Source organism: Priestia sp. J2 (genome assembly GCF_020790095.1).
Taxonomy (GTDB): Bacteria; Bacillota; Bacilli; order Bacillales; family Bacillaceae_H; genus Priestia; species Priestia zanthoxyli.
Window position 1 is genome coordinate 4,739,526 of sequence record NZ_CP086208.1, and the last position, 26,265, is coordinate 4,765,790.

A 26,265-nucleotide genomic window follows, 5' to 3' on the forward strand; every position below is an offset into this window, starting at 1 on the left:
GCTGAGAAAGTTTCTCAAACATTCCAGCGTGTTTTAATGATATTTTATAATTTACTATGCTATCATAAAGTAGAATATGCATTGGCACAGAACAATCTAGAGGTGATTATAAATGAAAGAAGATAAACAAGTATACGATATTACCATCATCGGAGGCGGCCCTACAGGCTTATTTACAGCATTTTATGGCGGTATGCGTCAGGCGAGCGTAAAAATTATTGAAAGCTTACCACAGCTCGGTGGACAGCTTTCTGCTTTATATCCTGAAAAATATATTTATGACGTAGCTGGGTTTCCAAAAGTACGTGCTCAAGAATTAGTCAATAACCTAAAAGAGCAAATGGATCAATTTAAACCTGCAGTTGCACTAGAGCAAGCAGTAGAAAAGGTAGAAAAACAAGCGGACGGTGTATTCCGATTAACTACTAATTCTGAAGTCCACTATTCAAAAACAATTATTATTACGGCTGGAAACGGTGCATTTAAGCCCCGTAAAATTGAGCTAGAAAACGCAGAACAGTTTGAGCAAACGAACCTTCATTATTTTGTGGATGATATGAATAAATTCAAAGGCCGCAAAGTATTAGTATGCGGGGGTGGGGATTCGGCTGTAGACTGGTCTCTTATGTTAGAGCCGATCGCAGAAAAAGTAACGTTAACGCATCGCCGAGACAAGTTCCGCGCTCATGAACATAGCGTAGAAAACTTGCATAATTCATCAGTTGATATTAAAACACCATATGTACCGGTTGAATTTATTGGAGATGACCGTATTACACAAGTTGTGTTAGAAAATACAAAAGGTGAAGAAAAGACAGTAGTAGACGTAGATGATGTTATTGTAAACTTTGGATTTGTTTCTTCTCTAGGTCCAATTAAAGAATGGGACTTAGATTTAGAGAAAAATGCAATTGTTGTTAATTCAAAGCAAGAAACAAATATTCCTGGCATCTATGCAGCAGGTGATGTCTGCACATATGATGGAAAAGTAAAACTCATCGTGGCAGGATTTGGCGAAGGTCCGACTGCCGTTAATAACGCTAAAGCATACATTGACCCAAAGGCTCGCTTACAGCCTATGCACAGTACGTCAATGTTCTCATAAAAAAGCAGGCTCTCGCCTGCTTTTTTTCATTGCTGGATTGGTGTAACCATTCGATGAATGATTTCACTCATCATTTCTGCATCACTGCTTATTAAACAGATTTCATAAAAGGAATGGTTTCCTTCTTGACTAGTTACGCTCATTCTGTAGGCCTTCAAGCCTTCGAGCTTGCTTAAATATTTTACTACCTCTGATTGACCGACAATACGTTCAACCAGCAGAATATGCTCTCCTTCCACTGCTCCATAGCTTTCGGCCAGAGATGCATTAGCATTTTCATAATAGCGAATGTAAGGTTCAGAATGGTTAAGAGGCGCAGAGGACGAGTTTTGATGACAGACTTCACCTGAGGAAAAAGGCAAATGTTGAACAAATAAATGCGATTCACTGAAGTGAATACTTTTTGCATCCTTAGACTCCATTTTCCTATTTTCAAGTTTTAACCAGTTTATAAACCCCTTCCATAGAATAGGCAGGGTATTTTTTTTACGAAAACTTCCATAACCTCCTACTTGTTCCGCGTCGTAACGAGTCGCATCTATCAAATCCGTTCATCTCCTCTTTTTTATTGAGTATAAAAAAGACTGATTATTTGGTCAATAAGTTTGGTAGATGATGTAACATACAAAAATTTCTCACTAAAAAAGCTTTCTTCACCAGATGAGGTGAAGAAAGCTTTTTTATAAAAATATACTTAGCACTCTTCAGGAGCACCTGCGTTGCTTGCTGTACGGAAAGAAGAGCCGCAGCCGCATGCTGCAATGGCGTTCGGGTTATCAATTGTAAACCCTCCGCCTAGCATAGATTGCTTGTAATCAATTTTTACATCTTTTAAAATTGGAGCACTTTCGCTATCTACAAGAATCTTAATGCCATGTTGTTCAAACAGCGTATCGTTTTCATTTACTTCGTGTGCAAAACCCATGCCGTAAGAAAGACCTGAGCAGCCTCCTCCATTCACAGTAACACGTAAATAAGCATTTTCTTCTTCATGTTCTTTCATCATATCTTTTATTTGAAAGCTTGCAGCTTCTGTAATTGTTAGGATATCTTGACTCATTTTTAAACAGACCTCCTTTTTTGTTTAGTATACGACGAAATGTCTGTGACGACAAATCGTCTGCTTCTTCATTTTTAATAATAATACATGCCGTCGCAAATCACATTGGCTGGACCTGTCATTAACACATTGCCTTTATTTTGCCAAACAATCGTTAAATCTCCTCCAGCGAGGTGTACAACAGTAGGCACATCTTTTTTCGTCTTCTCATTTAACACAGAAGAAACAACAGCAGCGCATGCTCCTGTCCCGCATGCTTGAGTGATACCCGAACCTCTTTCCCATACGCGAAAGTTCAGCTCTCTTTCGTTCACTACCTCGACAAATTCAACGTTCACTCCTTCTGGAAAACGCGCATCTTTTTCAACTACCGGACCTAGTGTAGTAAGAGGCGCTTGTTCAATATCATTTACATAAAAGACGACGTGAGGATTTCCCATTGATACAGCCGTCCCTTTTAACCGTTCTTTTCCAAATTCCATCTCTTCATCAACAACTTGGTATTGGCTTGCTCCCGTCATTGGAATTTGTTCTCTAGCTAAAATAGGCTCTCCCATATCGATTGTTACTTCTGGAACTTCATTTCCCTGCGGATGCACCGTTGCTTCTACAACTCCAGAAAGCGTTTCGATAAAAAATCTTTCGCTTGTTACTAAATTATGTTCGTATGCATATTTAGCTACACATCTTAAACCGTTTCCGCAGTTTTTTGCTTCCGAGCCGTCATTATTAAATACGCGCATTTTCACATCTGCGCGTTCAGATGGACAAATAAGAATCATTCCATCCGATCCGATTCCCGTATAAACATTTGAGACTTTTACAGCAAGCGGTGCTAACTCTTGCTCTTCTATATGTTCTTCAAACATATTTACGTAGATATAGTTGTTGCCAAGTGCATGCATTTTTGTAAACTGAAATTTTTTCATATTATCACCCATTATTTTTTTATGTAGCTCTAGTATAAAGTGATTCTCTTTTGTACACAATAATATCATCCCCCGTTTTTTTAGCTCCTTAATCATAAAGATTAAGGGGTTTTTTTATTTTGTTCTCCTTTAGAGTATTAAAAAACAAAAGAAGCTTTATGATTACAAAAAGGATGGTTAAAGCGCATATATTTGCGCAAAAACGCATAAAAAAGCACGGCAAGACTAGCCATGCTTACATCATCTATTCTATTAGCCTCATGTCCCTCTCCTGCTAAAAAGAGATACGACAGCGGGGATAGTTTAAAACATTGGGTTTTCTTCTAAATGAATGTAGATATTATCTACTAACTGTTCAGGTGTTTCCGCCGTAACAATCTCTCCATTTACCAAGGCAAATAAAGATTGTGAACATTTCCCGCAATAACCTAAACATCCGTATTCAATAATATCTAGATTTGGATCTTTTTCAAGCTTTTCTAAAGCTGCTTGAGAACCGCTGGCTAAATTGCTAACGCAAAATTCAATAATTGGCTGTATCACGTTTTTTCACCTCTCTACTATTAGTTTATCCTATCTCCTTTCATTTTCAACGTCAACTTTAGAAATTCACGTTCATTTCGCGCGCGTTTTTTAGCTTTATAGACTTTTTTCAAAAACGCATAAATAAGCTTTATTACGTGGATAGCTTGAAATTATGTTGAAACATATTGTGGTTTTTTATTAATTTAGTTATACTTTTATGTATAGAAAACCAAACGAGGTTATATTAAATTATTATTTAAGTAAAATATGTTATCTTATATAGCCTTTCATATCTTTTTGGCAACCATCCTTATTAACGGTAATTTGTACCCTCCTATTCTTAAAAGCAAGAATAATAGAGAGAAAACAAAAATGCATGAAGCTAAAGGGGAAATTCACATGAAGAACCTTGTCATACTGGGCGGCGGATACGGTGGTATGCGCATTTTGCAGCGCCTTTTTCCGAATCAATTGCCTAACGATGTAGAAGTAACGCTTATTGACAAAGCACCTTATCACTCACTAAAAACTGAATTCTATGCACTTGCAGCTGGAACAATCTCTGATCAACATGTCCGTGTTGCTTTTCCTGAACACCCTCGCTTAAAAATCCGCTACGGCTGTGTAAAACGAATAGACCTGAAAGAGAAATGCGTCTATGTGGATGATCAAATGATCGCTTACGATGACCTGATTGTAGGACTCGGATGCGAAGATAAATATCATGGAGTTCCCGGAGCTCTTGAGCATACATACAGCATTCAATCCATTGATGCTTCACGAGCAACTTATCAGACATTAAACAACTTACCGGCCCACGCTACTGTTTCAATTGTCGGAGCTGGATTAAGCGGAGTAGAACTGGCAAGTGAGCTAAGAGAAAGCCGCCCGGATTTAAAAATCATCTTATTTGACCGCGGTAAATTAATTTTATCTGCTTTCCCAGAACGTTTAAGCAATTACGTTCAAACTTGGTTTACTTCAAACGGTGTCGAAATTGTAAATAGTGCTAATATTACAAAAGTAGAACCGAACATTCTTTATAATCATGATGAGCCCGTTCAAAGCGATGCAATCGTGTGGACAGCAGGCATTCAGCCAAATAAAGTGGTACGCGATTTAGACGTGGAAAAAGATCCTCAAGGACGCGTCGTATTGACAAAATACCATAACTTGCCTGACGATGAAAATGTCTACATTTTGGGTGACTGTGCAAGCCTACCGCACGCCCCAAGTGCTCAGCTTGCAGAAGGTCAGGCTGAACAAATTGTGCAAGTGCTTCTTCACCGCTGGAAAGGCGAAGCGCTTCCTGATGAATTGCCAACTATTAAATTAAAAGGCATACTTGGTTCATTAGGCAAAAAGCATGGGTTTGGCTTAGTTGCCGAACGTCCGATTACAGGACGCGTAGCTCGATTATTGAAATCAGGTATTCTTTGGATGTATAAACACCACAGTGGATAAAACAAAAGCCGTTAGATGACTGACAATCTAACGGCTTTTTTCGTTATGATGCGCGGAAACCATACTTCTCCATTTCCTCAAATACGCGCTTTAATTTCGGATTGCCTTCCCCAACAATTTCTCCATTAATGACCACTACAGGATAGAATAAATCTTCTTCAATCACACGCTTGGCAAAAGCTGCTTTTTCCGGATCCGTATGCGGCTCGTTTATATCTACATACGTGATAGCAAACGGTTGGTTCGGATATTTACGAGAAATAGCTGCCTCTAGCCAATCATAGGTGTCTTTTGAAGACGGCAGGTTAACACAGCTTGCACAAACAATTTCAGCTCCATAAATACACACTTCTACCTCAGTTGACTGCATAGCACATCCCCCTTGAATCTTTACATATAAACTGTACGATTATTCACACTTTTACTTCATTATGAATACTATTTTACACAAAACTGATTCATTGCACATCTTTTTCTTTTAAGGTAACATTACGATGTATACTCCAATAGATTTTTCATGAAAGACCGTTTATAATAAGAGTAGAAGAAAGGAGTCGATAGTTATGTCAGAAATGCACGAGCAAGTTCAAGAAGTATTAGAAAAACTTCGTCCGTTTTTACTTCGCGACGGTGGAGACTGTGAGCTAGTAGACGTAGAGGATGGTATTGTAAAATTACGTCTTTTAGGCGCTTGCGGAAGCTGCCCAAGTTCAACAATTACGCTAAAAGCTGGTATCGAACGTGCCCTTTTAGAAGAAGTACCTGGTGTAGTTGAAGTAGAACAAGTATTCTAATCTCTTTGATTTTATTATAAAAGCAACCTCCCATTTTATTGGGGCTTGCAAATGAAAAATCCTCATTCAAATGAATGAGGATTTTTTTATTAGCTCGTTGTGACTTCAGCTTCTACAAATACACCTTTGCGGTCAATTTGTAAAACATCTATTTCACAGTTCGGCAGTAAAGCATACATATGTTCAGCAATCGCTTTTCCTTTTCCTTTTGGTGCTAAACATAATACACTCGGACCGGCTCCGCTTAGTGACACACCGTATGCGCCGAGAGCTTTTGCTTCTTTTCGCACAAGAGAAAGCTCTGGCACGAGTCTCATACGATAAGGTTCGTGATATAAATCTTTCTCCATAAATTCGCCTACCAGAGGTAAATCTTTATTTAACAGAGCTGCTACTAGCATGTTGCCTATTGCTCCAGCTTCTACTGCATGGCGATAATTAATATCGGAAGGCAGCACATCACGGGCATCCGTTGTTTTTAATTCATATTCTGGAATAGCCATCACAATATCGACATCAAATTCAGGTATTTGAGCAATATATGTTTCCTTTTCATGATGGTAACCAACAACGATGCCGCCGTAAATAGACGGGCTGACGTTATCGGGATGTCCTTCCATTAAGCTGCTGATGCGAAGCTTTTCTCTTTTTGATAAACGCAAGTCACACAGTACATTGGCCAGCTCGATTCCAGCTACGATAGCCGATGCACTGCTTCCAAGTCCCCTTGCTAACGGAATATTGCTCCAAACATTGACCTTCGCACTTGGAAGATCAATGTTAAATTGACGAGCCACGTCTTGTGCCACTTCATACATTAAGTTATCTGTACCTGTAGGAATACTTTGCACTTCTTTCGTTTCAGGGATAAAAACCCATTCGTCATGACGCTCTACTGCTAATCTTAAGTAGCGGGATAAAGCCACTCCAATGGAATCAAATCCTGGCCCTAAATTAGCAGAGCTAGCTGGGACCGTAATGACAAAACGCTCATTTTCTAGCATGAAGCAACGACACCTTGGATATACTCAAATACCTTTTCTTCATCATTTGGTAAAACCACTGGCTTTACGTTATGAGCATCGATTGCTACATTTGGATCTTTTAATCCATTACCTGTTAGTACAGCTACAACCGTTGAACCTTTTGCAATTTTACCAGAAGCTACATCTTTAAACACACCAGCAATTGAAGCGCAAGAACCTGGCTCTGCAAATACGCCTTCTTTGCGTGCAATTGTACGATATGCTTCTAAGATTTGTTCATCTGTCACTTCATCAATTTTTCCGTTTGATTCTTTTGCTGCGTTTACAGCATAATCCCAGCTTGCTGGATTTCCGATTCGAATAGCCGTTGCAATTGTTTCTGGATTTTCGATAACTTGATTACGCACGATCGCCGCTGCACCCTCTGCTTCAAAACCATGCATGTGAGGAAGAGACGTTTGGTGACGCTCACTGTATTCTTTGAATCCTTTCCAGTAAGCTGTAATGTTCCCTGCGTTCCCTACCGGAATAGCTAAAACATCAGGCGCTTTTCCAAGCTGTTCACAAATTTCGAAAGAAGCTGTTTTTTGCCCTTCAATACGGTATGGGTTTACAGAGTTTACAAGTGCAACAGGTGATGTTTCACTTAGCTTACGAACCATAGAAAGCGCTTGGTCAAAGTTTCCTTCAATTGCTACAATTTCTGCACCATACATAACAGCTTGAGCTAATTTCCCCATCGCAATTTTTCCATTTGGAATAACAACGATACAGCGCATGCCAGCGCGTGATGCATAAGCTGCTGCAGCTGCGGATGTGTTACCTGTAGATGCACAAATAACCGTATTGCTTCCTTCTTCTTTTGCTTTGGCTACAGCCATTACCATTCCGCGGTCTTTAAATGACCCCGTTGGATTTAGCCCTTCTACTTTTACATGTAAGTCAATGCCTAGCTCTTTTGATAAATGAGCAAGATGAATTAAAGGCGTATTTCCTTCATGTAGCGTAAGCATAGGTGTTTTCTCTGTTACAGGTAAAAATTCTTTATATTCAGCTAATAGACCTTTCCACATCATACTGTGCCAACTCCCTCTACGCGGTAACTGCTTTTTACATTTTCTACAATTGGTAAATCCCGAAGCTGCTGAAGGATTTCCTCATAATCTTTTTGAGATGTTTTGTGTGTAACAACAACAATCTCAGCTAATTCGCTTCCTTTCACAGGAAGTTGGATAATTTTTTCGAAGCTCACGCCACGCTCTGAAAATAGTGTTGTTAATTTTGCAAATGCGCCAACTTGATCTTTAACATGAATACGTAAGAAATGCTTTGAGAACATTTCATCTTCTGCTTTTAACTGTTTTGGATACTGAGGTGTTACCGCACTTTTACCATTCACACCTAAACGCATGTTTTTCATAACGCCTACTAAATCGGATACGACAGCAGTGGCAGTTGGCAGGCTTCCTGCCCCCGGTCCGTAGAACATCGTTTCTCCAACAGCTTCTCCGTATACATACACAGCATTGTACTCATCGCTTACGGAAGCAAGGGGATGTGTATCTGCTAAAAGAGTTGGCTGAACACTAACTTCTACATTGTCGCCGTCACGATGTGCATATCCAATCAGTTTCATCGTATAGCCTAATTGTTTACTATATTGCAAGTCTTCTTCCGTTACTTCTGTAATACCTTGAACACGAACATCGTCCAAGTCAATTTTCATTGAAAACCCTAGTGTAGCCAAGATTGCCATTTTGCGAGCAGCATCTAAACCACCTACGTCAGAAGTTGGATCAGCTTCAGCATATCCTAAATCCTGCGCTTCTTTTAACACTTCATCATAAGCGCTTCCTTCTTTTGTCATTTTCGTTAAAATGAAGTTTGTTGTTCCATTGACAATTCCCATCATTTTGGTAATACGATCAGATGCTAACCCATCTGCTAATCCACGAAGAATTGGAATACCGCCTGCTACACTTGCTTCATAAAATAAATCACAGTTGTTTTCAGAAGCTACCGTTAACAATTCTGAGCCGTAAACTGCCATTAAATCTTTGTTTGCCGTTACCACATGCTTTTTATTACGAAGGGCTGTTAAGATATAATCCCTTGTTTCTTCAACTCCACCCATTACTTCAATGACAACGTCAATCTCCGCGTTATGTAAAACGTCTTCAACATTCGTTGTTAATCTATCTTCACTAATTTCTACGTCACGCTTCTTATCAATATCTTTAACTACTACTTTTTTAACTTCTACTGGGCACCCGACTTGATGACTTAATTTGTCCTGATGATTTTCAATAATTTTGACTACTCCGCTTCCTACCGTTCCTAATCCTAATAATCCTACTGAAATACTTTTTGTCATATTCCTCACCTCTGTGTTCTTTCTACGTATACATTTGTTCTCTTATAGAGGACATTATAGACCTTATTTTTCTTTTTTACAAGGTTTACTGGACATCTTTTCTCGTAAACTTGTTAAAAAAATTGGTATATAAAGATAAATGTAAATTTTTAAAATATTTCATTTTATTATCATAACATGGCTACCACTGTTTTTTAATAAAAAAAAGACAATTTCACCGAAATGAAATTGCCTTTTTCCATTATGATTTTTTCGCAAACGCTTCTTTATTTACAATTGTAATAGGAGACTCTTTTGTGAGCACTGCTTTAATGTTTTTTACGCATAAAGAAATCATTTCCGTGCGCGTTTCGATACTCGCACTGCCGATGTGAGGAAGCGCTACAACATTAGGCAATTGAAGAAGAGGGTGAGAAGCAGAAATAGGCTCTTGATCGAATACATCCAAGCCAGCTCCGGCAATTTCACCTGATTGAATCGCATTTAACAATGCTTGCTCATCAACCACTGCTCCTCTTGAAGCATTAATAAAAATCGCTGTTGTTTTCATCTGTTTAAATGCTTCAGCATTAAATAAATGTTTGGTTTCGTCCGTTAACGGTGTCAAACAAACAATAAAATCAGATCGCTCAAGCAGCTCATTTAACTCACAGTAAACTGCATCGAGCTTTTGTTCTGCTTGGAGGTTGCGGCTCCGATTGTGATACAAGATTTCCATATCAAAACCTGTAGCACGTTTCGCAAGCGTCTCTCCAATTTTCCCCATTCCAACAATACCTAATGTTTTATGGTGAACATCTCTACCCGCTAACAAAAATGGGCTCCAGCTTTTCCACTGATTTTCTTTTACGTATTCAGCAGCTTCTACTAAACGTCTAGCTACACTCATTAACAAACCAAACGTTAAATCCGCTGTTGTATCAGATAAAACATCGGGTGTATTAGAAACGATAACTCCGCGTTCAGTTGCCGCTTCTATGTCAATATTATCGAATCCGACCGCTAAGTTAGCTACAAGCTTTAAATGAGGAGCTTGCGTAAGCAATTCACTGTCAATACGGTCTGAAAGCATTGTTAATAGAGCATGTGCGTGCTTAGCTTTTTCACAAAGCAGCTCATGAGGGACTGCCTCATCTTCTTTATCCCACATTTCCACATTCGCTACTGCCTTTAAAGGTTCAATTAATTCATTCGGTATTTTTCTCGTAATAAATACAAACGGCTTGTCCATATGTACGCCACCTCTTTATCCTTTTTAAACTGCATGCACAAAAACAAAATAGAAAAACGGGTTTGGATTATCCAACACCTATTTTTCTATTTTATCATATTCTATAGTAATCGCTTTTTAATGAATCCATGTTAATTCAGGAATGTGATAACGAGACGTTGAAATGCCTACCGACTGGTAAAAGCGCTTCAGAAAAGCTTCGTAGTGAGAAGAATGAGCTAATACTCCTTCAAGCTTCTCATAATACTTTTGTTTTTCCCGCTCATCTTGTACACTGTAGTATCCTTCAATGACCTCAAAATAATGAACGGGAAAAAGAAGTCTAGCATATAACAGTCTCCATGAAAAAGAAGAAAGTGGATTTACCTTTTCGTATTCACTTAAAAACTGATGCATGTGCCTTTCATCGACAGCGTATGTTAATAAATATTGTTCCCTTATATATTCAGCTATATCTCTGCTAGGGTGATCGAAAACCCAGTCTGCCGGGAGCTTGTAAACGTGGTCTTCCCCCCATGTTTTTTGGCCGAACCGATGATGACAAATCGTCGCAGCGTCAACTGACCGGGGCAAATCGTCAATTTCCGTGTCTACTAGGTATTGAATAGCATTTTCCGTTAATCCTAGGTAATAAGGAAAAGTTTCTAAAAAACGTTTTTCCATCTCTTGATTAGGTAAAGCACGTAATCTTCCATACCAAAATTGCTCCATCTGGTCGAGACGCTTCTCCCACATGGACTTCCATTGCCCTAGCCGGTTTGCTTTTTCCACTTCATAAGGAAACAGCCTCCCTTTTTGATGAAAAACAGCTAGCTCGTGCCCAGGTGAAAAATTGGGGTTTTTCTCTTCCGCAAGACATCGGCAAATGATAAATTTTTCAGTTTCAGTTTCTGTAATCATTTCTCCATTTAAATTAGGCATAAATGTTGCCACATGGCGATCACCTTGGCCCATCAGAAATTGACTCATTTGATATAGTTCATTTAACTCGTCTTGTTCCATTTGCTTTACATTAATGATTGTATATAAAATATCTCGATACTGAAAACCTTCAAATTTACCAACGGGCATAAATTCATTTGGACGTAATCCGTAATGCTCATAAATGGTTTGTATCATTTTAATCCCTCTCTTCATTCATTCAAGAAATTATATGATGGAAAACAACATTACTTGTCATAATATTTACGGAGGAATGAATAGATTAGAAATACACCATTTATAGTTATTTACTCCGGGTTAGTAGTATGAAACAACTTTAGACTTAAAAATATATAGAAAACAGGTGATGATACTTGGAGAAAAAACATACACAAAGTGAATTAGAAAAAAAAGCAAGAGAATGGTTAATAGAACGCGGCGTGGCTCTTACAGACATTGCTGAACTGGTCTATTACTTGCAAAAAAAGTATCACCCAAACTTAACAATCGAAGACTGTTTATATAACGTTGAGCGCGTCATTTCTAAACGAGAAGTTCAAAATGCTATTTTAACGGGTATTCAACTAGATGTCCTCACGGAAAAAAAAGTGATTGAGCCGCCTCTGTTGGATATTCTTGAGAAAGATGAAGGTTTATACGGTATCGACGAAATTTTAGCATTATCGATTGTAAATGTGTACGGATCAATCGGCTTTACCAATTACGGGTATATTGATAAACAAAAGCCGGGTATTTTAGAAAGATTAAACGATAAATCTACTGGAGAGTGCCACACTTTCTTAGATGATTTAGTAGGCGCAATTGCTGCCGCTGCTTCTAGCCGGTTAGCGCATCGGGCTGCCAGTCAAGAATAGGTTTTAAAAACAAAAAAAGCTGTCAATTGACAGCTTTTTAAATTCGCTCCATCCACTCTTTTAGTGAATCTACCGTATAAGTTGGCTTTTTCTCATATCCTTCTAGTAACTCTCTTGTTGTTACCCCTGTATGGACTAATAATGTATCTAAGCCTGCATTCATCCCTGCTAAAATATCTGTATCATAGTAATCACCAATCATGATTGTTTCTTCTTTTGGCGTACCGATGACTTCAAGGGCTTGCTCCATAATAATACTTTCTGGTTTACCAATAAATACTGGATTTGTTTGAGTAGAAACCGTAATAACGGACGTGATAGATCCATTACCAGGCAGTAAGCCTCTTTCAGTAGGAATCGCAATATCTCCGTTCGTCGAAACAAAAAAGGCGCCGTTTCGAACGTTTAAACATGCTTTTGCTAATTTTTCATATGTAATTTCCTGATCCAAACCAACAACTACGAAATCCGTATCTTCCTCTTCAATGGTAAATCCTTTTTCAAGCAACGCATGTCGGATTCCTTCTCCACCAATTACATAAGCTGAAGCGTTTGCTTTGCGTTCATGCAAATAATTAGCTGTTGCCTGGCTCGTTGTAAAAACTTGCTCTTCTGTTGCAGGAATGCCAAATGCCTCTAGCTTTTCAGCTACTTTATCGGGCGTTTTTGTTGAGTTGTTTGTTACAAATAAATAAGGAATTCCTTTTTCCTTTAATTTAATAACAAAATCACGCGCCTCGGCAATTAACTCTGTTCCTTTGTACATGGTTCCATCTAAATCAATCAAATATCCTTTATATTCCTTCATGTTGTGTGATCTCCTTTCAAGTCTCATACTTGAAATCATAGCTTATTTTTTATACAACTACAAATTGCTTGCCTTTAGTTACGAAAAGCAGACACAGGTCCTAACTCTGTCTCTAGATATGTCCTTACGCGCTCTGAAAATGCTGCCAGTACGTCTTTATGCTGCATCACTTTTTGATAAATATCCTGATGATTAACATCCACATATTCTTGAACAAGGCTTTTACGCAATTGAACAATCTCTTTTAATGGTGTTTCTTCCTCTTTTTTAACCACTTTCTCATCAACTAAAATGTCAATGATATCATCGTAACTGCCTGGGTCTCTCATAATAAAACCATCAATCATTGCATTTCCTACATCTAAAACGTTTTCAATTAAAAGATGTACAATTCTCTCTAATGCCTTTTTCTCTATTTCTGTGTTCCAGCTCGAATGCTCAGCAAACAAACGAACGTGTTCATCAAAAAAAACAAGCGTGGCTTCTATTTTTTCACGATCTACAAAGTACATATTATTTCCTCCCTAGTTGTCAGCTCTGTATAAATCTTCTTTCATAAACAAACGGGGTTCCTGTTCTATTTTATCATGACCCATTATCCATTTGATAAATTCATTTTTGTTTTTGACCTTATTTGATATGATACAAATACAACCTATGAAAGGAGTATACCTATGAGCGAACGCTTTTATCTATATGACGATGTCGTCTCTACAAAGACCCGGTTTGTCAGCTTTATGGGCGAAAATCAACGATTTGATTTAGCTATTATCCAAACCGACCGTTATTATGGCAAACAAGTTGTTCTTGATATTCAAGGAGGACGCTTTGCCATTATTGGACAAGATGACCTTGAAGAACCCCACTATCTTGAAGAAGTATTTAAACTAAACAGCGAAGATGGTCAGGAACTTCGCGAATTTTTATATGAAATCATCTAAAAAAAAAGGCAGCGTGAAGGACAATTAGTGTCTTCGGCTTGCCTTTTTTTACTTATGGACTTTTTTTAAGACAAAATACGCACAGCCAAAATTACAATATTCATGTAAATAATCTTGAAGCGTACTAATCTTCGTATCATACGTTGCCTTCTGGTTACGATCATCAAAAAAGCCTCGCAGTCGAAGCTGATTGTATCCCCAATCTCCCACAATATAGTCATAGCGGCTCAGCACGTCGATAAAGCGACCTCTAAACGCCTCTTCATTAAATGCCTCGCGCTCATCTTTTAATACTTCATAACAAATATTATTGATACAGACCATTGCTCACACCTCTTCTCTTAAAATTTACCATACCATAATTATGATGATGAAACCATCAATTAACATGAAATTTTTCACGTATAAGCAGCACTCTAATCCTGTAGGAGTTTTATCGGTATACCTACTGATCTTTTATGCTCCACATGAAGGTTCGCCGGTTTACCTGGCGTACGATATTTAACTACAGGAGGTGGAAATGGTGAAGAAATCTATTCTTGGAATCGCTTTAATAACAAGTATTTTAACCATTGGCTGTCAAAATAAAAACACAGCTGAAAATGAAAATTTATCACCAAACAACCCAGATGCCATTAATGTAAACGAGCCTAATCATTATTATAATCCAAATAATAATAGCGGCACAAATTATGGATATGTCCGATACACTAAAAACACAAATGAACAAAGTTCCAATATGAACCAAGTAGGAACATTTAACCGAGAGGAAGCAGCTGACAATATTAGTAAACTGAGCACCGCTATCCCAAATATTAAACAAGCCGCTACGCTAGTAACGGATAAAGATGTGCTTGTTGCTTATAAAACAGATGCTAAAAACAGGAATAACGCAGCCGATCAGGTAAAACGTACAGCTATGTCTGTAGTCCCTCGTTATTATCATGTATACGTCTCAGATAATCCGAAACAGATGGACCAAATCGAAAATATCAGTGAAATGAATACACAAACAAATGATGCTAGAAAACGAATCGATGCTGTTATTCAACAAATGCTAAAATCTCCCCAAGGGCGTAAAATGAACGGCGGAGAAGATGCAAATGGAAGAGAGAAAAACGAATTGAATGAACCGATGACGGACAAAGATATGGTGGAATAGACAAAAAAGTTGAGACGTAACTAAAAGAATGTAATCGAAAGACGAAGAAATGAGACACATGAGCTGAACCGCTTGTGACACCGCAGTTGATTTCCGTGCAAGGCTTCGCTTTCCGCGGGCGGGCGCTGAGCCTCCTCGTCGCTTGCGCTCCTGTGGGGTCTCACCTGTTCCGCTGTTCCCGCAGGAGTCTTCGCCTTGCCCTCCAATCAACTGCTAGAAGGAACAAAACAGATAAATTTCACGTTAACCGTAACAAAAAAACGAACCACTAATCAAACAGTTTGATTAGTGGTTCGTTTTTCACTTCGGCTAAACGACTTTTGTTCCAGCCTCTTTTTACCTTATTTACTTTCTTGTGCTTTGTTTTTGGCAGCAGCGTTAACTTGCTCATCTGCATGGTAAGAAGAACGTACAAGAGGACCTGCTTCGACATGGCTGAATCCTTTTGATAATGCAATTTCTTTTAGCTCTTCAAACTCATTTGGATGGTAATATTTCTGAACTTTTATGTGCTTTTTAGTTGGCTGTAGATATTGGCCTAGCGTCATAATATCTACATTGTTCGCACGCAAATCATCCATCGTTTCAATAATTTCTTCTTTTGTTTCTCCTAGACCAAGCATAATACTTGATTTTGTAGGGATATCCGGCTGCATTTCTTTTGCACGGCGAAGGAACTCAAGAGAACGCTCATATTTAGCACGAGCACGAACACGAGGCGTAAGGCTGCGTACTGTTTCAATATTATGGTTTAAAATATCAGGACGTGCGTCCATTACAATACGTAAGTTCTCTTCCACACCGCCCATATCAGAAGGCAATACTTCAATTGTTGTGAATGGATTTTTACGACGAATCGCACGAATTGTTTCAGCTAATACGCTTGCTCCTCCGTCTTTTAAATCATCGCGAGCTACTACTGTGATAACCGCATGTTTTAAGTTCATTAGCTGAACAGAATCTGCTACGCGTTCTGGCTCTTCTAAATCTAATTCTGTTGGTAAACCTGTCTTAACCGCGCAAAAACGACAGGCACGTGTACATACTTCTCCTAAAATCATAAAAGTTGCCGTACGACGAACAGCCCAACACTCATGAATATTCGGACATCTTGCTTCTTCACAAACTGTATGAAGGTTTTTTTCACGCATCATTTTCTTTAAGCCTGTGTAATTTTCGTTTGTGTTTAGCTTAATCTTCAGCCACTCGGGTTTGCGGACATGCTCTTCTTTTGTTGCCATATTATCAACTCCACCAATCTAGAAAATGTCTATAACCTATATGCTTAATTTTAACTACATATTAAAAACATAACTATATGTCACTTTATCATAAAAAAGTGAGATTCGACAAGTTGTCTGCTCTTTATTTTCCTCAGTTTTCTTCTATTTTCCATCCGAATGTGTGCGTTTTCATCCTCCGTATAATTTCCATTTATCTTCTGAATAAAATTCTTTTAAAAAGTTTTGAAGCGATTTCCATTAATTAATATTTATGAAATCTTTTTTCTCGCTGCAAACTAGTGTTACACACTATTTTTAGAAAGGGGGAAACACGATGCGCAAAACGATTATCTTACTTTTTATGTTCATGTCTATATTCACAGGATGGCACCACGTAACAGCTGAATCTTCAGCAGATCAAGAAAAAATGCTTATTCAAAAGAGATTAGAGCTGTATAACCAAATGGAAGCCGCTACTACAATTCCTTGGTATTACTTTGCTGGGATTGACCAGTATGAACGAAATATTCGACGCTCTCATAAAGATATTCCAAGAGAAAAAGGTGCGATCGCCATTTATTATCCTCCAGAAAAATGGTCAGGTTCTTTAAATCCAAATTTGGAAGATACAAACCCACTTACTATTTCTCTTCTCGGGGGAATGGGTAAAGATGGGAACGGAGACAAAAAAGCAGACCAATTTAATGATGAAGATATGCTTTTTACCATGGCAGATTATATTCGGACGTTCGGGGTGTCGGAAGACTATATTAAAATTGCGCTTTGGAACTATTATCACAGGGCTAAAGCGGTTGATATTATTTTAGGGAATGCTAAAATTTTTCGCCATTACGGTCGCATTGATTTAAAAGGTTCTTCATTTCCTGTCCCTCTCCGTGCGAACTACAGTTATCGCAGTACATGGGGAGATGCGCGCGGCTGGGGTGGAAAACGAATCCATGAAGGAACAGACATTTTTGCAGATTATGGAGTTCCAGTAAAATCCCCTTGCTATGGCATTATTGAGCTTAAAGGATGGAATAAATATGGAGGCTGGCGAATCGGTATTCGTGACCTTCATAATAACTATCACTATTTAGCTCATTTAAGCGGATTTGCAAAAAATTTAAAAGTAGGACAAATTGTAGAACCAGGAACACTTATTGGCGGAGTAGGAAGTTCAGGTTATGGACCTCCTGGAACTTCTGGGAAATTCCCTCCTCACTTGCATTACGGAATGTATAAAGATAACGGCAAAAATGAGTGGTCGTTTGACCCATATCCTCAGTTAAGAACGTGGGAAAGAAATGATCGTTTAGAACTAAAGAAAAAATAAAAAAACAGGAAGCTAATGCTTCCTGTTTTTTTATCCTAATGGTTTACTTTCTTTTGCTTTTTTCACAGCATGAGCAATACTCGCGGCCAAGCCGCCCCATATGATGACCATCCCTACAACCATCATTGTAATTGAACTTCCATCCATTATTTAGAAACCCCCTTCTCTTTAACTGACAAACGAGTCGCCCCATCTTTCCATCGTGCAAAAGAAAAAGCAATTCCTAAAATAACAGCCAGAGCTGCCACGCCCCAACCAAAAGGACCTACAAAAGTCGTTGCATACTGCTCGTAATTTTCCGAAATATTTTTTCGGAAGTTATCAAACATCATATACCCAAGTACAAGCGGTGTAACTACTCCTAAACATATCTTCCACCATGAACCGATTCGAATATCAGAAACTTCGTTTGCATGCTGCTGAAGGCTGCTCAGCTTTTTAAATACCCAAGCAACTAATACAACTTCTACTAAGCCTGCTAAAGCAACTCCGAAGTTATTAATGAAATAATCGACCACATCTAAGAAATAAAGTCCGCCCTGTGTTGCAAATAATAGGGAGCAAATTGAAGCGATTCCTCCGCCTATTAATACGGATTTTGTACGTGAGATAGTAAATTTATCTTGAATGCCTGCTACAAATGTTTCAATAATTGAAATAAGCGACGTTAACCCTGCTAATGTTAAGGAAGCAAAGAATAACATGCCAAACAGCTGTTTAAAGGCTGGAAATTCATTAATAATTTGCGGGAAAACAACAAAGGCTAGTCCTACGCCTCCCTGAACCACCTTATCGATTGGGATACCTTGCTGAGTAGCCATAAAACCAAGTGCGCTAAACACACCGATTCCTGCTAGTAATTCAAAAGCGGAATTACCGAATCCAGTAATAAACGCATTATTAGTTAAATCAGATTTTTTTGGAAGGTAACTGGAATAAGTGATCATAATAGCAAAACCAACAGATAAACTAAAGAAAATTTGACCATATGCTGCAATCCAAACCTTTCCATCTCCAATTGCGCTCCAGTTTGGTTTAAAAAAAGCGTGCAGACCTTCCATTGCTCCGTCCAATGTTACTGCTCGAATGACAATGATTAAAAAGAGAACAATTAGTGTTGGTAAAAAGATTTTATTTGCCGCTTCAATTCCTTTTTTGATTCCTTTTAATAACACACCTAACGTCACAATCCATACAAGTACAAGCGGAATTAAAACATGTAATACGATGCTTCCTGTTTGTCCTGGTGCTTCGGCTAACTTTAAGTAATCTCCATATAAAAACGCTTCCGTATCCTTTCCCCAGCTTAACTTAAATGAAAAGATAAAATACGACATCGCCCATGCGATAATAACGGAATAGTAAACTGAAATAAAAAAGGAAATAGCTACTTGCCACCAGCCTAGCCACTCAGCCTTTGGACTTAGTCTCGCTAATGATAAAGGAGAAGAACCTTTATATTTATGACCTATAGCAAACTCCATGATTAAAATAGGAATCCCTGCCGTCAACAAAGCAAATAAATAGGGAAGAAAAAATGCTCCTCCTCCGTTTTCATATGCAGTAGCTGGAAACCTCCATATATTCCCTAGTCCAATTGCTGAACCTGCTGCTGCTAAAATAAACCCTGCTCTTGATCCCCACTGCGGCCTATTTTCCACCGTAATTCCCCCTCTTGTTCTCTCCCTACTCTCTTTTTATCGCAGATCAACGAGAATTTTTATAATTTTTTGATTATTCTTTCTATAACTTCCTATCTCAAATTATAGAAGGGAGAAGATAGTATGTCAAAATATTTTTTATAGAAAATTCAGACAAATTACCCGATGAATAAAAGCAGGTATGAAAGTCTTTTTGAACTTCCGTACCTGCTTTTTCAATAATACTTTATCACGTTAATATAATATTGTTAATTTTTCTTCGGAAGTTCAATCGCCGGAGAAGACGAGTTTCCACCGTTAAAATAGTCAGGAACATTTCCAGGAATAACGGTGCCTCCGACTGGGATTGTAGCCGTAACGGTTGTTTTTTTAGTTGCAAATGGGATAATGATTTGCATGTTTACTTTCACTTTGATAGATACTTCAAGAAACGCATTATTTATTCCATACTCCTCGATTTTTCGCACTACGTCTGTTTGAACGTCACCAATAGCATGAAATTTAACCGGAATCAGCGGACCCAGATTTCCAAGCAGCGCATTATTAGTCGCTTGCCCAAGCGGAACTTGGTAGACAATTCCTTGATTCCGCAACTTTTCATTTTTTTCAATACGAATATCTGTTGGAAGTTCAAGTGCATCTAAATTCCCTTTCTCTGCTTCTTTTAAGTTAGCCTGGACAAATGACGTAGTTTGAGCTCTAACTCGGTTCACAAGCGCTGTGTCAATTTTGGCTACTTGACCGTTAGGTGTAGATTCCACTTTAATGACATCTACGTCGAGCTGATCGAGTACCTGTTTATTCACCGCTTTATTAATAACTAAAGTTGCAATCTCTTTTGTTTGTGCTTCAGCATATTTCATCAACGTTGGTTCAATCCCTCTATTAATTAGCCATAATCCTATCCCTGTGGAAAGCATAAAAAAAAGAAAGGTGAGCAACAGAACGTAACGAAAAGGAAGCGGGCCTTTTCTTGTTAATTTCCGACGAAGTTTAACCAAAAAAAATCCCTCCTTACAAGCTATATGTATGCATGTATAAGGAGGTTCACGCTTCTTTTAAAAAGTTTTATCTTAAATTCTCGACTATATTAAAGCATTTTCAATAAAGCATCTTTGCCAATTGTGCCTTTAAAAATCCCTCTTTTTTCAGCTTCAAGCGTTACAGATTCAAGCGGCGCTTCAAGAAGCTGCTCAATTGTACGTACACCTACAGCTCTTCCAGCTATTATTTGACGATCAGCTAATTTATCATTTAATAGACCTACGTCTAGTGCTCCGCACATAATGTAGCCTTTATCTGATGAAATGGTTAACAAAGTTGTTTTTGGCAGCAATACGGTAACTGCATTAAACGTATGACCTTCAATTACGATAGGCGCTAAGGTAATCATAGTAGCTCACTCCTTTCTTAATCAATTTATGATTTTGAAAGAAAAAAGTGAGGTTTTACATATACTTTTCTACCTATTTAACGTTTAGAGTAATCCTTATACATTTTATAGACCTCGGTGCTAAAATTCGTTAAAAAAATCTAGTTGCTTAGGAGCTAAATTCTCATATTCAATATTTAATAAGCTCATGAGCTGTTTGGCATTATGTACAGCATCTCCGCCGGAGTTATTATTAAATAACAGGTAAATGTCCTTCGTTTGTTTTTGCAGCTTTTCAAGACGTTCTTTCCACTCTAGGAGCTCTTTTTCATTGTAACGATACAAAAACCTTACCGCTCGCCAATTGCCTTCTGCGGGCTTATTCCAACCGTGTACGTTTCGTCCATGAAAACGTATAAGTGTTTTCTGTTTATCTGTAGCATGAATCACAATGGGAATAGATCCTTCTCCTGCCTGCGGTTCATCACAAATACCATGAATCCACTTCTCTTGTTCCATAAACGTTAACGTTTTATCATAGAAAAACGGTTTAAACCAAGATTGATTTCGAAACTCCAGCGCTACTGGCAAATCTCCAAACTTCTCACGGCTATACCTCAAATAGGCTACGTTTTCTTTTGTACAGTCAAACCAAGGCGGCATTTGAAATAAAATCATACCAAGCTTATTTGAACTTACATATGGCTTCACTGATTCTAAAAATGCATGAAACATTTCTTCTTTGCTATCAAACGGATTTCCTTCTCTCATATGCCCCGTCATGCCTTGATAGGCTTTTACCACAAAACGAAAAGATTCCGGCGTATCATTCACCCACTTTTCAACATTTGACTTAGGTTGAATGGCGTAGAAAGATGAATCGACTTCAACAATTGGAAAATGGCCTGCGTATACGGCAAGCTTGTCTCTTGATGAAACACCCGCTTCATATAATGAATCATGATCTCCCCAGCCTGTAACTCCAATATAAATCATGCCATTCCTCCTCTATTTTCTTAGATTGCTTTTCTTTATTTTAATACAAACGATACAAAAAAACTCGTTTGCTTAAACAGCAAACGAGTTTTTATCTATTATTAACCGATTGAACCTTCCATTTCAAATTTGATTAGACGGTTCATCTCTACTGCATATTCCATTGGAAGCTCTTTTGTAAATGGTTCAATAAAGCCCATTACAATCATTTCTGTCGCTTCTTCTTCAGAAATACCGCGGCTCATTAGATAGAATAATTGTTCTTCAGATACTTTTGATACTTTCGCTTCGTGTTCAAGTGAGATGTTGTCATTTAAAATCTCATTGTACGGAATTGTATCAGAAGTTGATTGGTTATCCATAATTAGCGTATCACACTCAATGTTCGCACGTGCACCTTCTGCTTTACGGCCAAAGTGTACGATACCGCGGTATGTTACTTTACCGCCTTGTTTTGAAATTGATTTTGATACGATCGTTGAAGATGTGTTTGGTGCTAAGTGAATCATTTTTGCACCAGCATCTTGGTGCTGTCCTTTACCAGCAAGGGCAATGGATAATGTCATACCGCGTGCGCCTTCGCCTTTTAAGATAACAGCTGGATATTTCATTGTTAACTTAGAACCGATGTTTCCATCAATCCATTCCATTGTTGCGTTTGCTTCACAAACTGCACGTTTTGTTACAAGGTTGTATACGTTGTTTGCCCAGTTTTGAATTGTTGTATAGCGGCAATACGCGTCTTTTTTGATGATGATTTCTACAACGGCACTGTGAAGAGAGTTTGTTGTATAAACAGGTGCTGTACAGCCCTCTACATAGTGGACGTGTGAGCCTTCATCAGCAATAATTAACGTACGCTCAAACTGTCCCATATTTTCAGAGTTAATACGGAAATAAGCTTGTAATGGTGTATCTACTTTTACGCCTTTTGGTACGTAAATGAATGATCCACCAGACCAAACCGCTGAGTTAAGAGCAGAGAATTTGTTATCCGTTGGCGGGATAACTTTTCCAAAATGCTCGCGGAAAATATCTTCGTTTTCTTTTAGCGCCGTATCTGTATCTTTAAATACGATACCTTGCGCTTCAAGATCTTCTTTCATATTGTGATAAACAACTTCAGATTCGTACTGAGCTGATACACCCGCAAGATATTTTTGCTCTGCTTCAGGAATACCAAGTTTATCAAACGTTTGCTTAATTTCTTCAGGAACTTCATCCCAAGAGCGTTCAGACTTCTCAGATGGTTTTACGTAGTACGTAATTTCATCAAAGTCTAAGCTTGCCATGTCTCCGCCCCACTGTGGCATTGGCATGTTGTAGAAGTGCTCTAGAGATTTCAAACGGAAGTCAAGCATCCATTGTGGTTCCTCTTTCATACGAGAAATTTCTTCTACGATTTCTTTTGTTAAACCGCGTTTAGAGCGGAAAATTGATACGTCTTTATCGGAAAATCCATATTTATAATCGCCGATTTCTGGCATTTTTTTAGCCATCTTTTATTACCCCCTACTTGATAGGATTGGGAATGAATGAAGGTCTTATTTTTGTTCGTTAAGACCTTTTTCCATCGCTTTCCACGCTAGTGTTGCACATTTAATACGCGCAGGAAATTTTGCTACACCTTGAAGTGCTTCAATATCTCCTAAATCTATACTATCATCATACTCTTTACCTTGCATCATGTCAGAGAAGATATGGGCCATTTTAAACGCTTTGTCTACTTCTTGACCTTTAATTGCTTGTGTCATCATTGAAGCTGATGACATTGAAATTGAACATCCTTCACCTTCGAACTTTGCATCCACCACTTTGCCGTCCTCTACTTTTAAAGAAAGTTCAATGCGGTCTCCGCACGTCGGGTTATTCATATGAATGTTCACAGTATCTTCATTCAATGTTCCACGATTACGCGGGTTTTTATAATGGTCCATAATTACTTGACGATAGAGAGTATCTAAATTATTAAAAGCCATTTGTAAAATACTCCTTCGTTTTTATTAATGATGACACCAATTTATCTACTTCTTCTTCCGTGTTATACAGATAGAAGCTTGCACGTGCAGTAGACGATACGTTTAAATATTTCATCAGCGGCTGCGCACAGTGATGACCTGCACGAATCGCAATTCCATCAGCGTCTACTACTGTTGCAACGTCGTGCGGATGCACATCTTCAATATTAAACGTCACAACACCCGCTCGCTCTTTCGGTCCGTAAATCGTAATTCCATCTACTTGCGATAAGCGATCCAGTGCATATTGCGCTAGCTTGTGCTCATGTGCTTGAATGTTATCTAAACCAACTTCTTCTAAGAAATCAATCGCTGCACCTAAACCAATTGCACCTGCAATGATTGGCGTACCTCCTTCAAATTTCCAAGGAAGCTCTTTCCACGTTGATTCGTATAAGTTTACGAAGTCAATCATTTCGCCGCCAAACTCGATTGGTTCCATTTTTTCAAGAAGCTCTTTCTTTCCATAAAGAGCGCCGATTCCAGTCGGTCCGCCCATTTTATGTCCAGAGAAAGCAAAGAAATCACAGTCTAAATCTTGTACATCCACCTTCATGTGAGGCGTACTTTGCGCACCATCCACAACCATTACTGCACCGTTAGCGTGTGCAATTTCTGCAATTTCTTTTACTGGGTTAATTGTACCCAATACGTTAGATACTTGCATAATCGATACAATTTTTGTGTTAGATGTAATCGTGCTTTTTACCTCTTCTAGTGAAAGTGCATGATCTTCTGTTAGTGAAATATATTTTAACGTTGCACCTGTTTCCTTGGCAACTTGCTGCCAAGGAATGATGTTACTGTGATGTTCCATATAAGTAATCACAATTTCATCACCAGGTTTAAGATTCGCACGGCCATAGCTTGCAGCTACTGTATTAAGAGCTGTCGTTGTACCGCGCGTAAAGATAATCTCTTCCGTTGATTTTGCATTAATAAACTTACGAACCTTTTCACGAGCGCCTTCGTATCCGTCTGTTGCTCTTGTACCAAGCGTGTGAACACCTCGGTGTACGTTTGAGTTATATTCTTTGTAATACTTCTCAATTGCTTCAATTACAGCAAGCGGCTTTTGTGAAGTTGCTGCACTGTCTAAATAAACGAGTGGGCTGCCATTTACCTCTTGGTCTAAAATAGGAAATTGTTTACGAATATCAGAGATATTCATTATCGAACTTTCCTCTCAATTAAATCCGTTAATTGTTTTTTAACCGTTTCGATTGGCAACTCGTTTACCACTGGTGCTAAGAACCCGTGAATAACTAGACGTTCTGCTTCTGTTTGCGGAATACCGCGGCTCATTAAGTAGTAAAGCTGAATTGGATCTACGCGTCCAACAGATGCAGCGTGTCCTGCTGTTACATCATCTTCATCAATTAGAAGAATTGGGTTTGCATCTCCACGTGCTTTTTCACTTAACATTAACACACGGGATTCTTGCTCAGCGTTTGATTTAGATGCACCGTGTTCAATTTTACCGATACCGTTAAAGATTGAAGACGCGCTTTCTTTCATAACGCCGTGTTTTAAAATGTAGCCTTCAGAATGTTTTCCGAAGTGTACGATACTTGTTGTTAAGTTTTGAGACTGCTCTCCACGTCCAACTGTTACCGTTTTTGTATCTCCATATGAACCGTCGCCCATTAGATACGTTGTATTTTCTGAAACTGTATTTCCTTCACTCATTAAGCCTAAAGCCCACTCAATGCGACCATCTTTGCCCGCTACGCCGCGGCGGTTCACATAAGTAGTTGTACCTTTAGCTAAGTAGTCAACAGCTCCAAACGTTACTTTTGCATTGCTGTTAGCGAATACTTCCGTCACGATATTGACAACACCGTGTGACTCTTCAGCAGTAGCAATGTAGTTTTCTACATATGTTACTGAGCTGTTGTCTTCAGCTACAACAATAACATGGTTGAATAAAGCTGCTTCTTCATCTTCACGGACAAATACAGCTTGAAGAGGCTCTTGTACTTCTACATTTTTAGGAACGTATACAAATACACCCCCGTTTAATAACGCTGCGTTTAATGCAGTTAAACGGTGCTCATCTACTTTAACTCCGTCTTTCATGAAGTACTTCTCAACAAGGTCGCTATGCTCTTTAGCAGCTGTTTGAATATCTGTGAAGATAACGCCTTGAGATTTTAGCTCTTCTGTTAACGTTGAGTATGCAGCTGTTTGGTCACGCTGAACATATAGATTCTTAACCGCTTCTGTATCAATCAGTGCTTTAACCACTTCTGGAAGCTCGTCTACAGATGAGATTGTGCTTGCCTGTGAAGTGTGCTTGTCAAAAGCAGTAAAGTTCCATTTCGAAATGTTTGTTTTATCTGGCTTTGGAAGTGCAAGATCTTCTGCTTTCGCAAGAGCTTGTAAGCGAAGATCTAGCAGCCAACTTGGTTCATTAGCTTCTTTTGAAAAGCTGCTGATGTACTCTTGATCAAATGGTAATTTCGTATCAATAGTCATAGAGAT

At 38.6% G+C, this 26,265-nt stretch carries 30 protein-coding genes; 7 read left to right on the forward strand and 23 right to left on the reverse strand.

Annotated features, from left to right (window positions below):
- Nucleotides 1-112: 112 nt before the first annotated feature.
- Entirely contained in the window at nucleotides 113-1,105 is a 993-nt protein-coding gene (locus LJY09_RS24595) for an NAD(P)/FAD-dependent oxidoreductase (RefSeq protein WP_013059618.1), read from the forward strand.
- 26 nt (nucleotides 1,106-1,131) lie between these two features.
- Here the strand turns inward: LJY09_RS24595 and LJY09_RS24600 are convergent, their stop codons facing one another.
- From LJY09_RS24600 to LJY09_RS24615, 4 genes are all read right to left on the reverse strand, one after another.
- Nucleotides 1,132-1,650, reverse strand: a complete 519-nt coding sequence (locus LJY09_RS24600; protein WP_063248387.1) for a hypothetical protein — start codon at nucleotides 1,648-1,650, stop codon at nucleotides 1,132-1,134.
- 149 nt (nucleotides 1,651-1,799) lie between these two features.
- Nucleotides 1,800-2,165, reverse strand: a complete 366-nt coding sequence (locus LJY09_RS24605) for a HesB/IscA family protein (protein ID WP_025752687.1) — start codon at nucleotides 2,163-2,165, stop codon at nucleotides 1,800-1,802.
- A gap of 74 nt (nucleotides 2,166-2,239) precedes the next feature.
- Complete coding sequence (gene dapF, locus LJY09_RS24610) at nucleotides 2,240-3,094, reverse strand: diaminopimelate epimerase (protein ID WP_063248452.1); 855 nt, start codon at nucleotides 3,092-3,094, stop codon at nucleotides 2,240-2,242.
- 303 nt (nucleotides 3,095-3,397) lie between these two features.
- Nucleotides 3,398-3,637, reverse strand: coding sequence for a YuzB family protein (locus LJY09_RS24615; RefSeq protein WP_033580454.1), 240 nt, complete (start codon nucleotides 3,635-3,637; stop codon nucleotides 3,398-3,400).
- Between the two features lie 381 nt (nucleotides 3,638-4,018).
- Between LJY09_RS24615 and LJY09_RS24620 the strand changes: the two genes are divergently transcribed.
- Entirely contained in the window at nucleotides 4,019-5,083 is a 1,065-nt protein-coding gene (locus tag LJY09_RS24620; RefSeq protein ID WP_028412619.1) for an NAD(P)/FAD-dependent oxidoreductase, read from the forward strand.
- Nucleotides 5,084-5,126: 43 nt separating this feature from the next.
- On the opposite strand, the gene LJY09_RS24625 is transcribed toward LJY09_RS24620, so the two are convergent.
- Complete coding sequence (locus tag LJY09_RS24625) at nucleotides 5,127-5,453, reverse strand: YuzD family protein (protein WP_028412620.1); 327 nt, start codon at nucleotides 5,451-5,453, stop codon at nucleotides 5,127-5,129.
- 193 nt (nucleotides 5,454-5,646) lie between these two features.
- Here LJY09_RS24625 and LJY09_RS24630 point away from each other — a divergent pair, with 193 nt between their 5' ends.
- A complete protein-coding gene (locus tag LJY09_RS24630; RefSeq protein WP_013059625.1) occupies nucleotides 5,647-5,877 on the forward strand; it encodes a NifU family protein in 231 nt (76 codons plus the stop codon).
- 89 nt (nucleotides 5,878-5,966) lie between these two features.
- Here the strand turns inward: LJY09_RS24630 and thrB are convergent, their stop codons facing one another.
- The 5 genes from thrB to yutH form a co-directional block, all read right to left on the reverse strand.
- Complete coding sequence (gene thrB, locus LJY09_RS24635; RefSeq protein WP_028412621.1) at nucleotides 5,967-6,881, reverse strand: homoserine kinase; 915 nt, start codon at nucleotides 6,879-6,881, stop codon at nucleotides 5,967-5,969.
- Nucleotides 6,875-7,936 carry a threonine synthase gene (gene thrC, locus LJY09_RS24640; protein ID WP_025752680.1) on the reverse strand — a complete coding sequence of 354 codons (1,062 nt, stop codon included), beginning with the start codon at nucleotides 7,934-7,936 and terminating at the stop codon, nucleotides 6,875-6,877. Before thrC ends, thrB begins: the two co-directional genes overlap by 7 nt.
- Nucleotides 7,936-9,237 carry a homoserine dehydrogenase gene (locus LJY09_RS24645; protein ID WP_014457900.1) on the reverse strand — a complete coding sequence of 434 codons (1,302 nt, stop codon included), beginning with the start codon at nucleotides 9,235-9,237 and terminating at the stop codon, nucleotides 7,936-7,938. Before LJY09_RS24645 ends, thrC begins: the two co-directional genes overlap by 1 nt.
- A 241-nt stretch (nucleotides 9,238-9,478) precedes the next feature.
- Complete coding sequence (locus tag LJY09_RS24650) at nucleotides 9,479-10,468, reverse strand: 2-hydroxyacid dehydrogenase (protein WP_098112219.1); 990 nt, start codon at nucleotides 10,466-10,468, stop codon at nucleotides 9,479-9,481.
- Nucleotides 10,469-10,585: 117 nt separating this feature from the next.
- Nucleotides 10,586-11,587, reverse strand: coding sequence for a spore coat putative kinase YutH (gene yutH / locus LJY09_RS24655; protein ID WP_028412623.1), 1,002 nt, complete (start codon nucleotides 11,585-11,587; stop codon nucleotides 10,586-10,588).
- 176 nt (nucleotides 11,588-11,763) lie between these two features.
- Between yutH and LJY09_RS24660 the strand changes: the two genes are divergently transcribed.
- Entirely contained in the window at nucleotides 11,764-12,264 is a 501-nt protein-coding gene (locus LJY09_RS24660) for a phosphatidylglycerophosphatase A family protein (RefSeq protein WP_013059631.1), read from the forward strand.
- Nucleotides 12,265-12,301: 37 nt separating this feature from the next.
- Here the strand turns inward: LJY09_RS24660 and LJY09_RS24665 are convergent, their stop codons facing one another.
- Both LJY09_RS24665 and LJY09_RS24670 read right to left on the reverse strand, forming a co-directional pair.
- A complete protein-coding gene (locus LJY09_RS24665) occupies nucleotides 12,302-13,072 on the reverse strand; it encodes a TIGR01457 family HAD-type hydrolase (RefSeq protein ID WP_013059632.1) in 771 nt (256 codons plus the stop codon).
- A 74-nt stretch (nucleotides 13,073-13,146) separates the two neighbouring features.
- Entirely contained in the window at nucleotides 13,147-13,584 is a 438-nt protein-coding gene (locus LJY09_RS24670) for a DUF86 domain-containing protein (RefSeq protein ID WP_013085332.1), read from the reverse strand.
- 162 nt (nucleotides 13,585-13,746) lie between these two features.
- Between LJY09_RS24670 and LJY09_RS24675 the strand changes: the two genes are divergently transcribed.
- Complete coding sequence (locus tag LJY09_RS24675; RefSeq protein WP_033580450.1) at nucleotides 13,747-14,013, forward strand: DUF3055 domain-containing protein; 267 nt, start codon at nucleotides 13,747-13,749, stop codon at nucleotides 14,011-14,013.
- 48 nt (nucleotides 14,014-14,061) lie between these two features.
- Here the strand turns inward: LJY09_RS24675 and LJY09_RS24680 are convergent, their stop codons facing one another.
- On the reverse strand, nucleotides 14,062-14,337 hold the full coding sequence (locus LJY09_RS24680; RefSeq protein WP_013059635.1) for a YutD family protein: 276 nt from the start codon (nucleotides 14,335-14,337) through the stop codon (nucleotides 14,062-14,064).
- Between the two features lie 196 nt (nucleotides 14,338-14,533).
- Here LJY09_RS24680 and LJY09_RS24685 point away from each other — a divergent pair, with 196 nt between their 5' ends.
- Nucleotides 14,534-15,175, forward strand: coding sequence for a YhcN/YlaJ family sporulation lipoprotein (locus tag LJY09_RS24685; RefSeq protein WP_033580449.1), 642 nt, complete (start codon nucleotides 14,534-14,536; stop codon nucleotides 15,173-15,175).
- Nucleotides 15,176-15,516: 341 nt separating this feature from the next.
- Here the strand turns inward: LJY09_RS24685 and lipA are convergent, their stop codons facing one another.
- Entirely contained in the window at nucleotides 15,517-16,416 is a 900-nt protein-coding gene (gene lipA, locus LJY09_RS24690; protein WP_013059637.1) for a lipoyl synthase, read from the reverse strand.
- A gap of 316 nt (nucleotides 16,417-16,732) precedes the next feature.
- Here lipA and LJY09_RS24695 point away from each other — a divergent pair, with 316 nt between their 5' ends.
- Complete coding sequence (locus LJY09_RS24695; protein WP_028412626.1) at nucleotides 16,733-17,734, forward strand: M23 family metallopeptidase; 1,002 nt, start codon at nucleotides 16,733-16,735, stop codon at nucleotides 17,732-17,734.
- Nucleotides 17,735-17,764: 30 nt separating this feature from the next.
- Here LJY09_RS24695 and LJY09_RS24700 read toward each other — a convergent pair whose 3' ends face one another.
- The 9 genes from LJY09_RS24700 to sufD form a co-directional block, all read right to left on the reverse strand.
- Nucleotides 17,765-17,881 (reverse strand): methionine/alanine import family NSS transporter small subunit, encoded by a 117-nt coding sequence (locus LJY09_RS24700; protein WP_108674335.1) that lies wholly within the window; start codon nucleotides 17,879-17,881, stop codon nucleotides 17,765-17,767.
- A complete protein-coding gene (locus tag LJY09_RS24705) occupies nucleotides 17,881-19,395 on the reverse strand; it encodes a sodium-dependent transporter (protein ID WP_028412627.1) in 1,515 nt (504 codons plus the stop codon). Before LJY09_RS24705 ends, LJY09_RS24700 begins: the two co-directional genes overlap by 1 nt.
- Nucleotides 19,396-19,643: 248 nt before the next feature.
- Nucleotides 19,644-20,396 carry a sporulation protein YunB gene (yunB, locus tag LJY09_RS24710; protein WP_028412628.1) on the reverse strand — a complete coding sequence of 251 codons (753 nt, stop codon included), beginning with the start codon at nucleotides 20,394-20,396 and terminating at the stop codon, nucleotides 19,644-19,646.
- Nucleotides 20,397-20,485: 89 nt separating this feature from the next.
- A complete protein-coding gene (locus LJY09_RS24715) occupies nucleotides 20,486-20,788 on the reverse strand; it encodes a YunC family protein (RefSeq protein ID WP_013059641.1) in 303 nt (100 codons plus the stop codon).
- A 120-nt stretch (nucleotides 20,789-20,908) separates the two neighbouring features.
- Nucleotides 20,909-21,763, reverse strand: a complete 855-nt coding sequence (locus LJY09_RS24720) for a DUF72 domain-containing protein (protein ID WP_028412629.1) — start codon at nucleotides 21,761-21,763, stop codon at nucleotides 20,909-20,911.
- A gap of 101 nt (nucleotides 21,764-21,864) precedes the next feature.
- Nucleotides 21,865-23,262: a Fe-S cluster assembly protein SufB gene (sufB, locus tag LJY09_RS24725; protein ID WP_013059643.1), complete on the reverse strand. Its 1,398-nt coding sequence runs from the start codon at nucleotides 23,260-23,262 to the stop codon at nucleotides 21,865-21,867.
- A 45-nt stretch (nucleotides 23,263-23,307) separates the two neighbouring features.
- Nucleotides 23,308-23,742 carry a Fe-S cluster assembly sulfur transfer protein SufU gene (gene sufU / locus LJY09_RS24730; RefSeq protein ID WP_013085338.1) on the reverse strand — a complete coding sequence of 145 codons (435 nt, stop codon included), beginning with the start codon at nucleotides 23,740-23,742 and terminating at the stop codon, nucleotides 23,308-23,310.
- Nucleotides 23,732-24,952: a cysteine desulfurase gene (locus LJY09_RS24735; protein WP_013059645.1), complete on the reverse strand. Its 1,221-nt coding sequence runs from the start codon at nucleotides 24,950-24,952 to the stop codon at nucleotides 23,732-23,734. The genes sufU and LJY09_RS24735 overlap by 11 nt, the downstream gene beginning before the upstream one ends.
- Nucleotides 24,952-26,259 carry a Fe-S cluster assembly protein SufD gene (sufD, locus tag LJY09_RS24740; protein ID WP_028412089.1) on the reverse strand — a complete coding sequence of 436 codons (1,308 nt, stop codon included), beginning with the start codon at nucleotides 26,257-26,259 and terminating at the stop codon, nucleotides 24,952-24,954. The genes LJY09_RS24735 and sufD overlap by 1 nt, the downstream gene beginning before the upstream one ends.
- Between the last annotated feature and the right edge of the window lie 6 nt (nucleotides 26,260-26,265).

What these genes read in the sequence shown, in the direction of transcription:
- LJY09_RS24595 (WP_013059618.1), top strand. Translation starts at nt 113, where the DNA reads ATGAAAGAAGATAAACAAGTATACGATATTACCATCATCGGAGGCGGC.
- LJY09_RS24605 (WP_025752687.1), bottom strand. Translation starts at nt 2,165, where the DNA reads ATGAGTCAAGATATCCTAACAATTACAGAAGCTGCAAGCTTTCAAATA.
- dapF (WP_063248452.1), bottom strand. Translation starts at nt 3,094, where the DNA reads ATGAAAAAATTTCAGTTTACAAAAATGCATGCACTTGGCAACAACTAT.
- LJY09_RS24620 (WP_028412619.1), top strand. Translation starts at nt 4,019, where the DNA reads ATGAAGAACCTTGTCATACTGGGCGGCGGATACGGTGGTATGCGCATT.
- LJY09_RS24625 (WP_028412620.1), bottom strand. Translation starts at nt 5,453, where the DNA reads ATGCAGTCAACTGAGGTAGAAGTGTGTATTTATGGAGCTGAAATTGTT.
- LJY09_RS24630 (WP_013059625.1), top strand. Translation starts at nt 5,647, where the DNA reads ATGTCAGAAATGCACGAGCAAGTTCAAGAAGTATTAGAAAAACTTCGT.
- thrB (WP_028412621.1), bottom strand. Translation starts at nt 6,881, where the DNA reads ATGCTAGAAAATGAGCGTTTTGTCATTACGGTCCCAGCTAGCTCTGCT.
- thrC (WP_025752680.1), bottom strand. Translation starts at nt 7,936, where the DNA reads ATGTGGAAAGGTCTATTAGCTGAATATAAAGAATTTTTACCTGTAACA.
- LJY09_RS24645 (WP_014457900.1), bottom strand. Translation starts at nt 9,237, where the DNA reads ATGACAAAAAGTATTTCAGTAGGATTATTAGGATTAGGAACGGTAGGA.
- LJY09_RS24650 (WP_098112219.1), bottom strand. Translation starts at nt 10,468, where the DNA reads ATGGACAAGCCGTTTGTATTTATTACGAGAAAAATACCGAATGAATTA.
- yutH (WP_028412623.1), bottom strand. Translation starts at nt 11,587, where the DNA reads ATGATACAAACCATTTATGAGCATTACGGATTACGTCCAAATGAATTT.
- LJY09_RS24665 (WP_013059632.1), bottom strand. Translation starts at nt 13,072, where the DNA reads ATGAAGGAATATAAAGGATATTTGATTGATTTAGATGGAACCATGTAC.
- LJY09_RS24670 (WP_013085332.1), bottom strand. Translation starts at nt 13,584, where the DNA reads ATGTACTTTGTAGATCGTGAAAAAATAGAAGCCACGCTTGTTTTTTTT.
- LJY09_RS24675 (WP_033580450.1), top strand. Translation starts at nt 13,747, where the DNA reads ATGAGCGAACGCTTTTATCTATATGACGATGTCGTCTCTACAAAGACC.
- LJY09_RS24680 (WP_013059635.1), bottom strand. Translation starts at nt 14,337, where the DNA reads ATGGTCTGTATCAATAATATTTGTTATGAAGTATTAAAAGATGAGCGC.
- LJY09_RS24685 (WP_033580449.1), top strand. Translation starts at nt 14,534, where the DNA reads ATGGTGAAGAAATCTATTCTTGGAATCGCTTTAATAACAAGTATTTTA.
- lipA (WP_013059637.1), bottom strand. Translation starts at nt 16,416, where the DNA reads ATGGCAACAAAAGAAGAGCATGTCCGCAAACCCGAGTGGCTGAAGATT.
- LJY09_RS24695 (WP_028412626.1), top strand. Translation starts at nt 16,733, where the DNA reads ATGCGCAAAACGATTATCTTACTTTTTATGTTCATGTCTATATTCACA.
- LJY09_RS24700 (WP_108674335.1), bottom strand. Translation starts at nt 17,881, where the DNA reads ATGGATGGAAGTTCAATTACAATGATGGTTGTAGGGATGGTCATCATA.
- LJY09_RS24715 (WP_013059641.1), bottom strand. Translation starts at nt 20,788, where the DNA reads ATGATTACCTTAGCGCCTATCGTAATTGAAGGTCATACGTTTAATGCA.
- LJY09_RS24720 (WP_028412629.1), bottom strand. Translation starts at nt 21,763, where the DNA reads ATGATTTATATTGGAGTTACAGGCTGGGGAGATCATGATTCATTATAT.
- sufB (WP_013059643.1), bottom strand. Translation starts at nt 23,262, where the DNA reads ATGGCTAAAAAAATGCCAGAAATCGGCGATTATAAATATGGATTTTCC.
- sufU (WP_013085338.1), bottom strand. Translation starts at nt 23,742, where the DNA reads ATGGCTTTTAATAATTTAGATACTCTCTATCGTCAAGTAATTATGGAC.
- LJY09_RS24735 (WP_013059645.1), bottom strand. Translation starts at nt 24,952, where the DNA reads ATGAATATCTCTGATATTCGTAAACAATTTCCTATTTTAGACCAAGAG.
- sufD (WP_028412089.1), bottom strand. Translation starts at nt 26,259, where the DNA reads ATGACTATTGATACGAAATTACCATTTGATCAAGAGTACATCAGCAGC.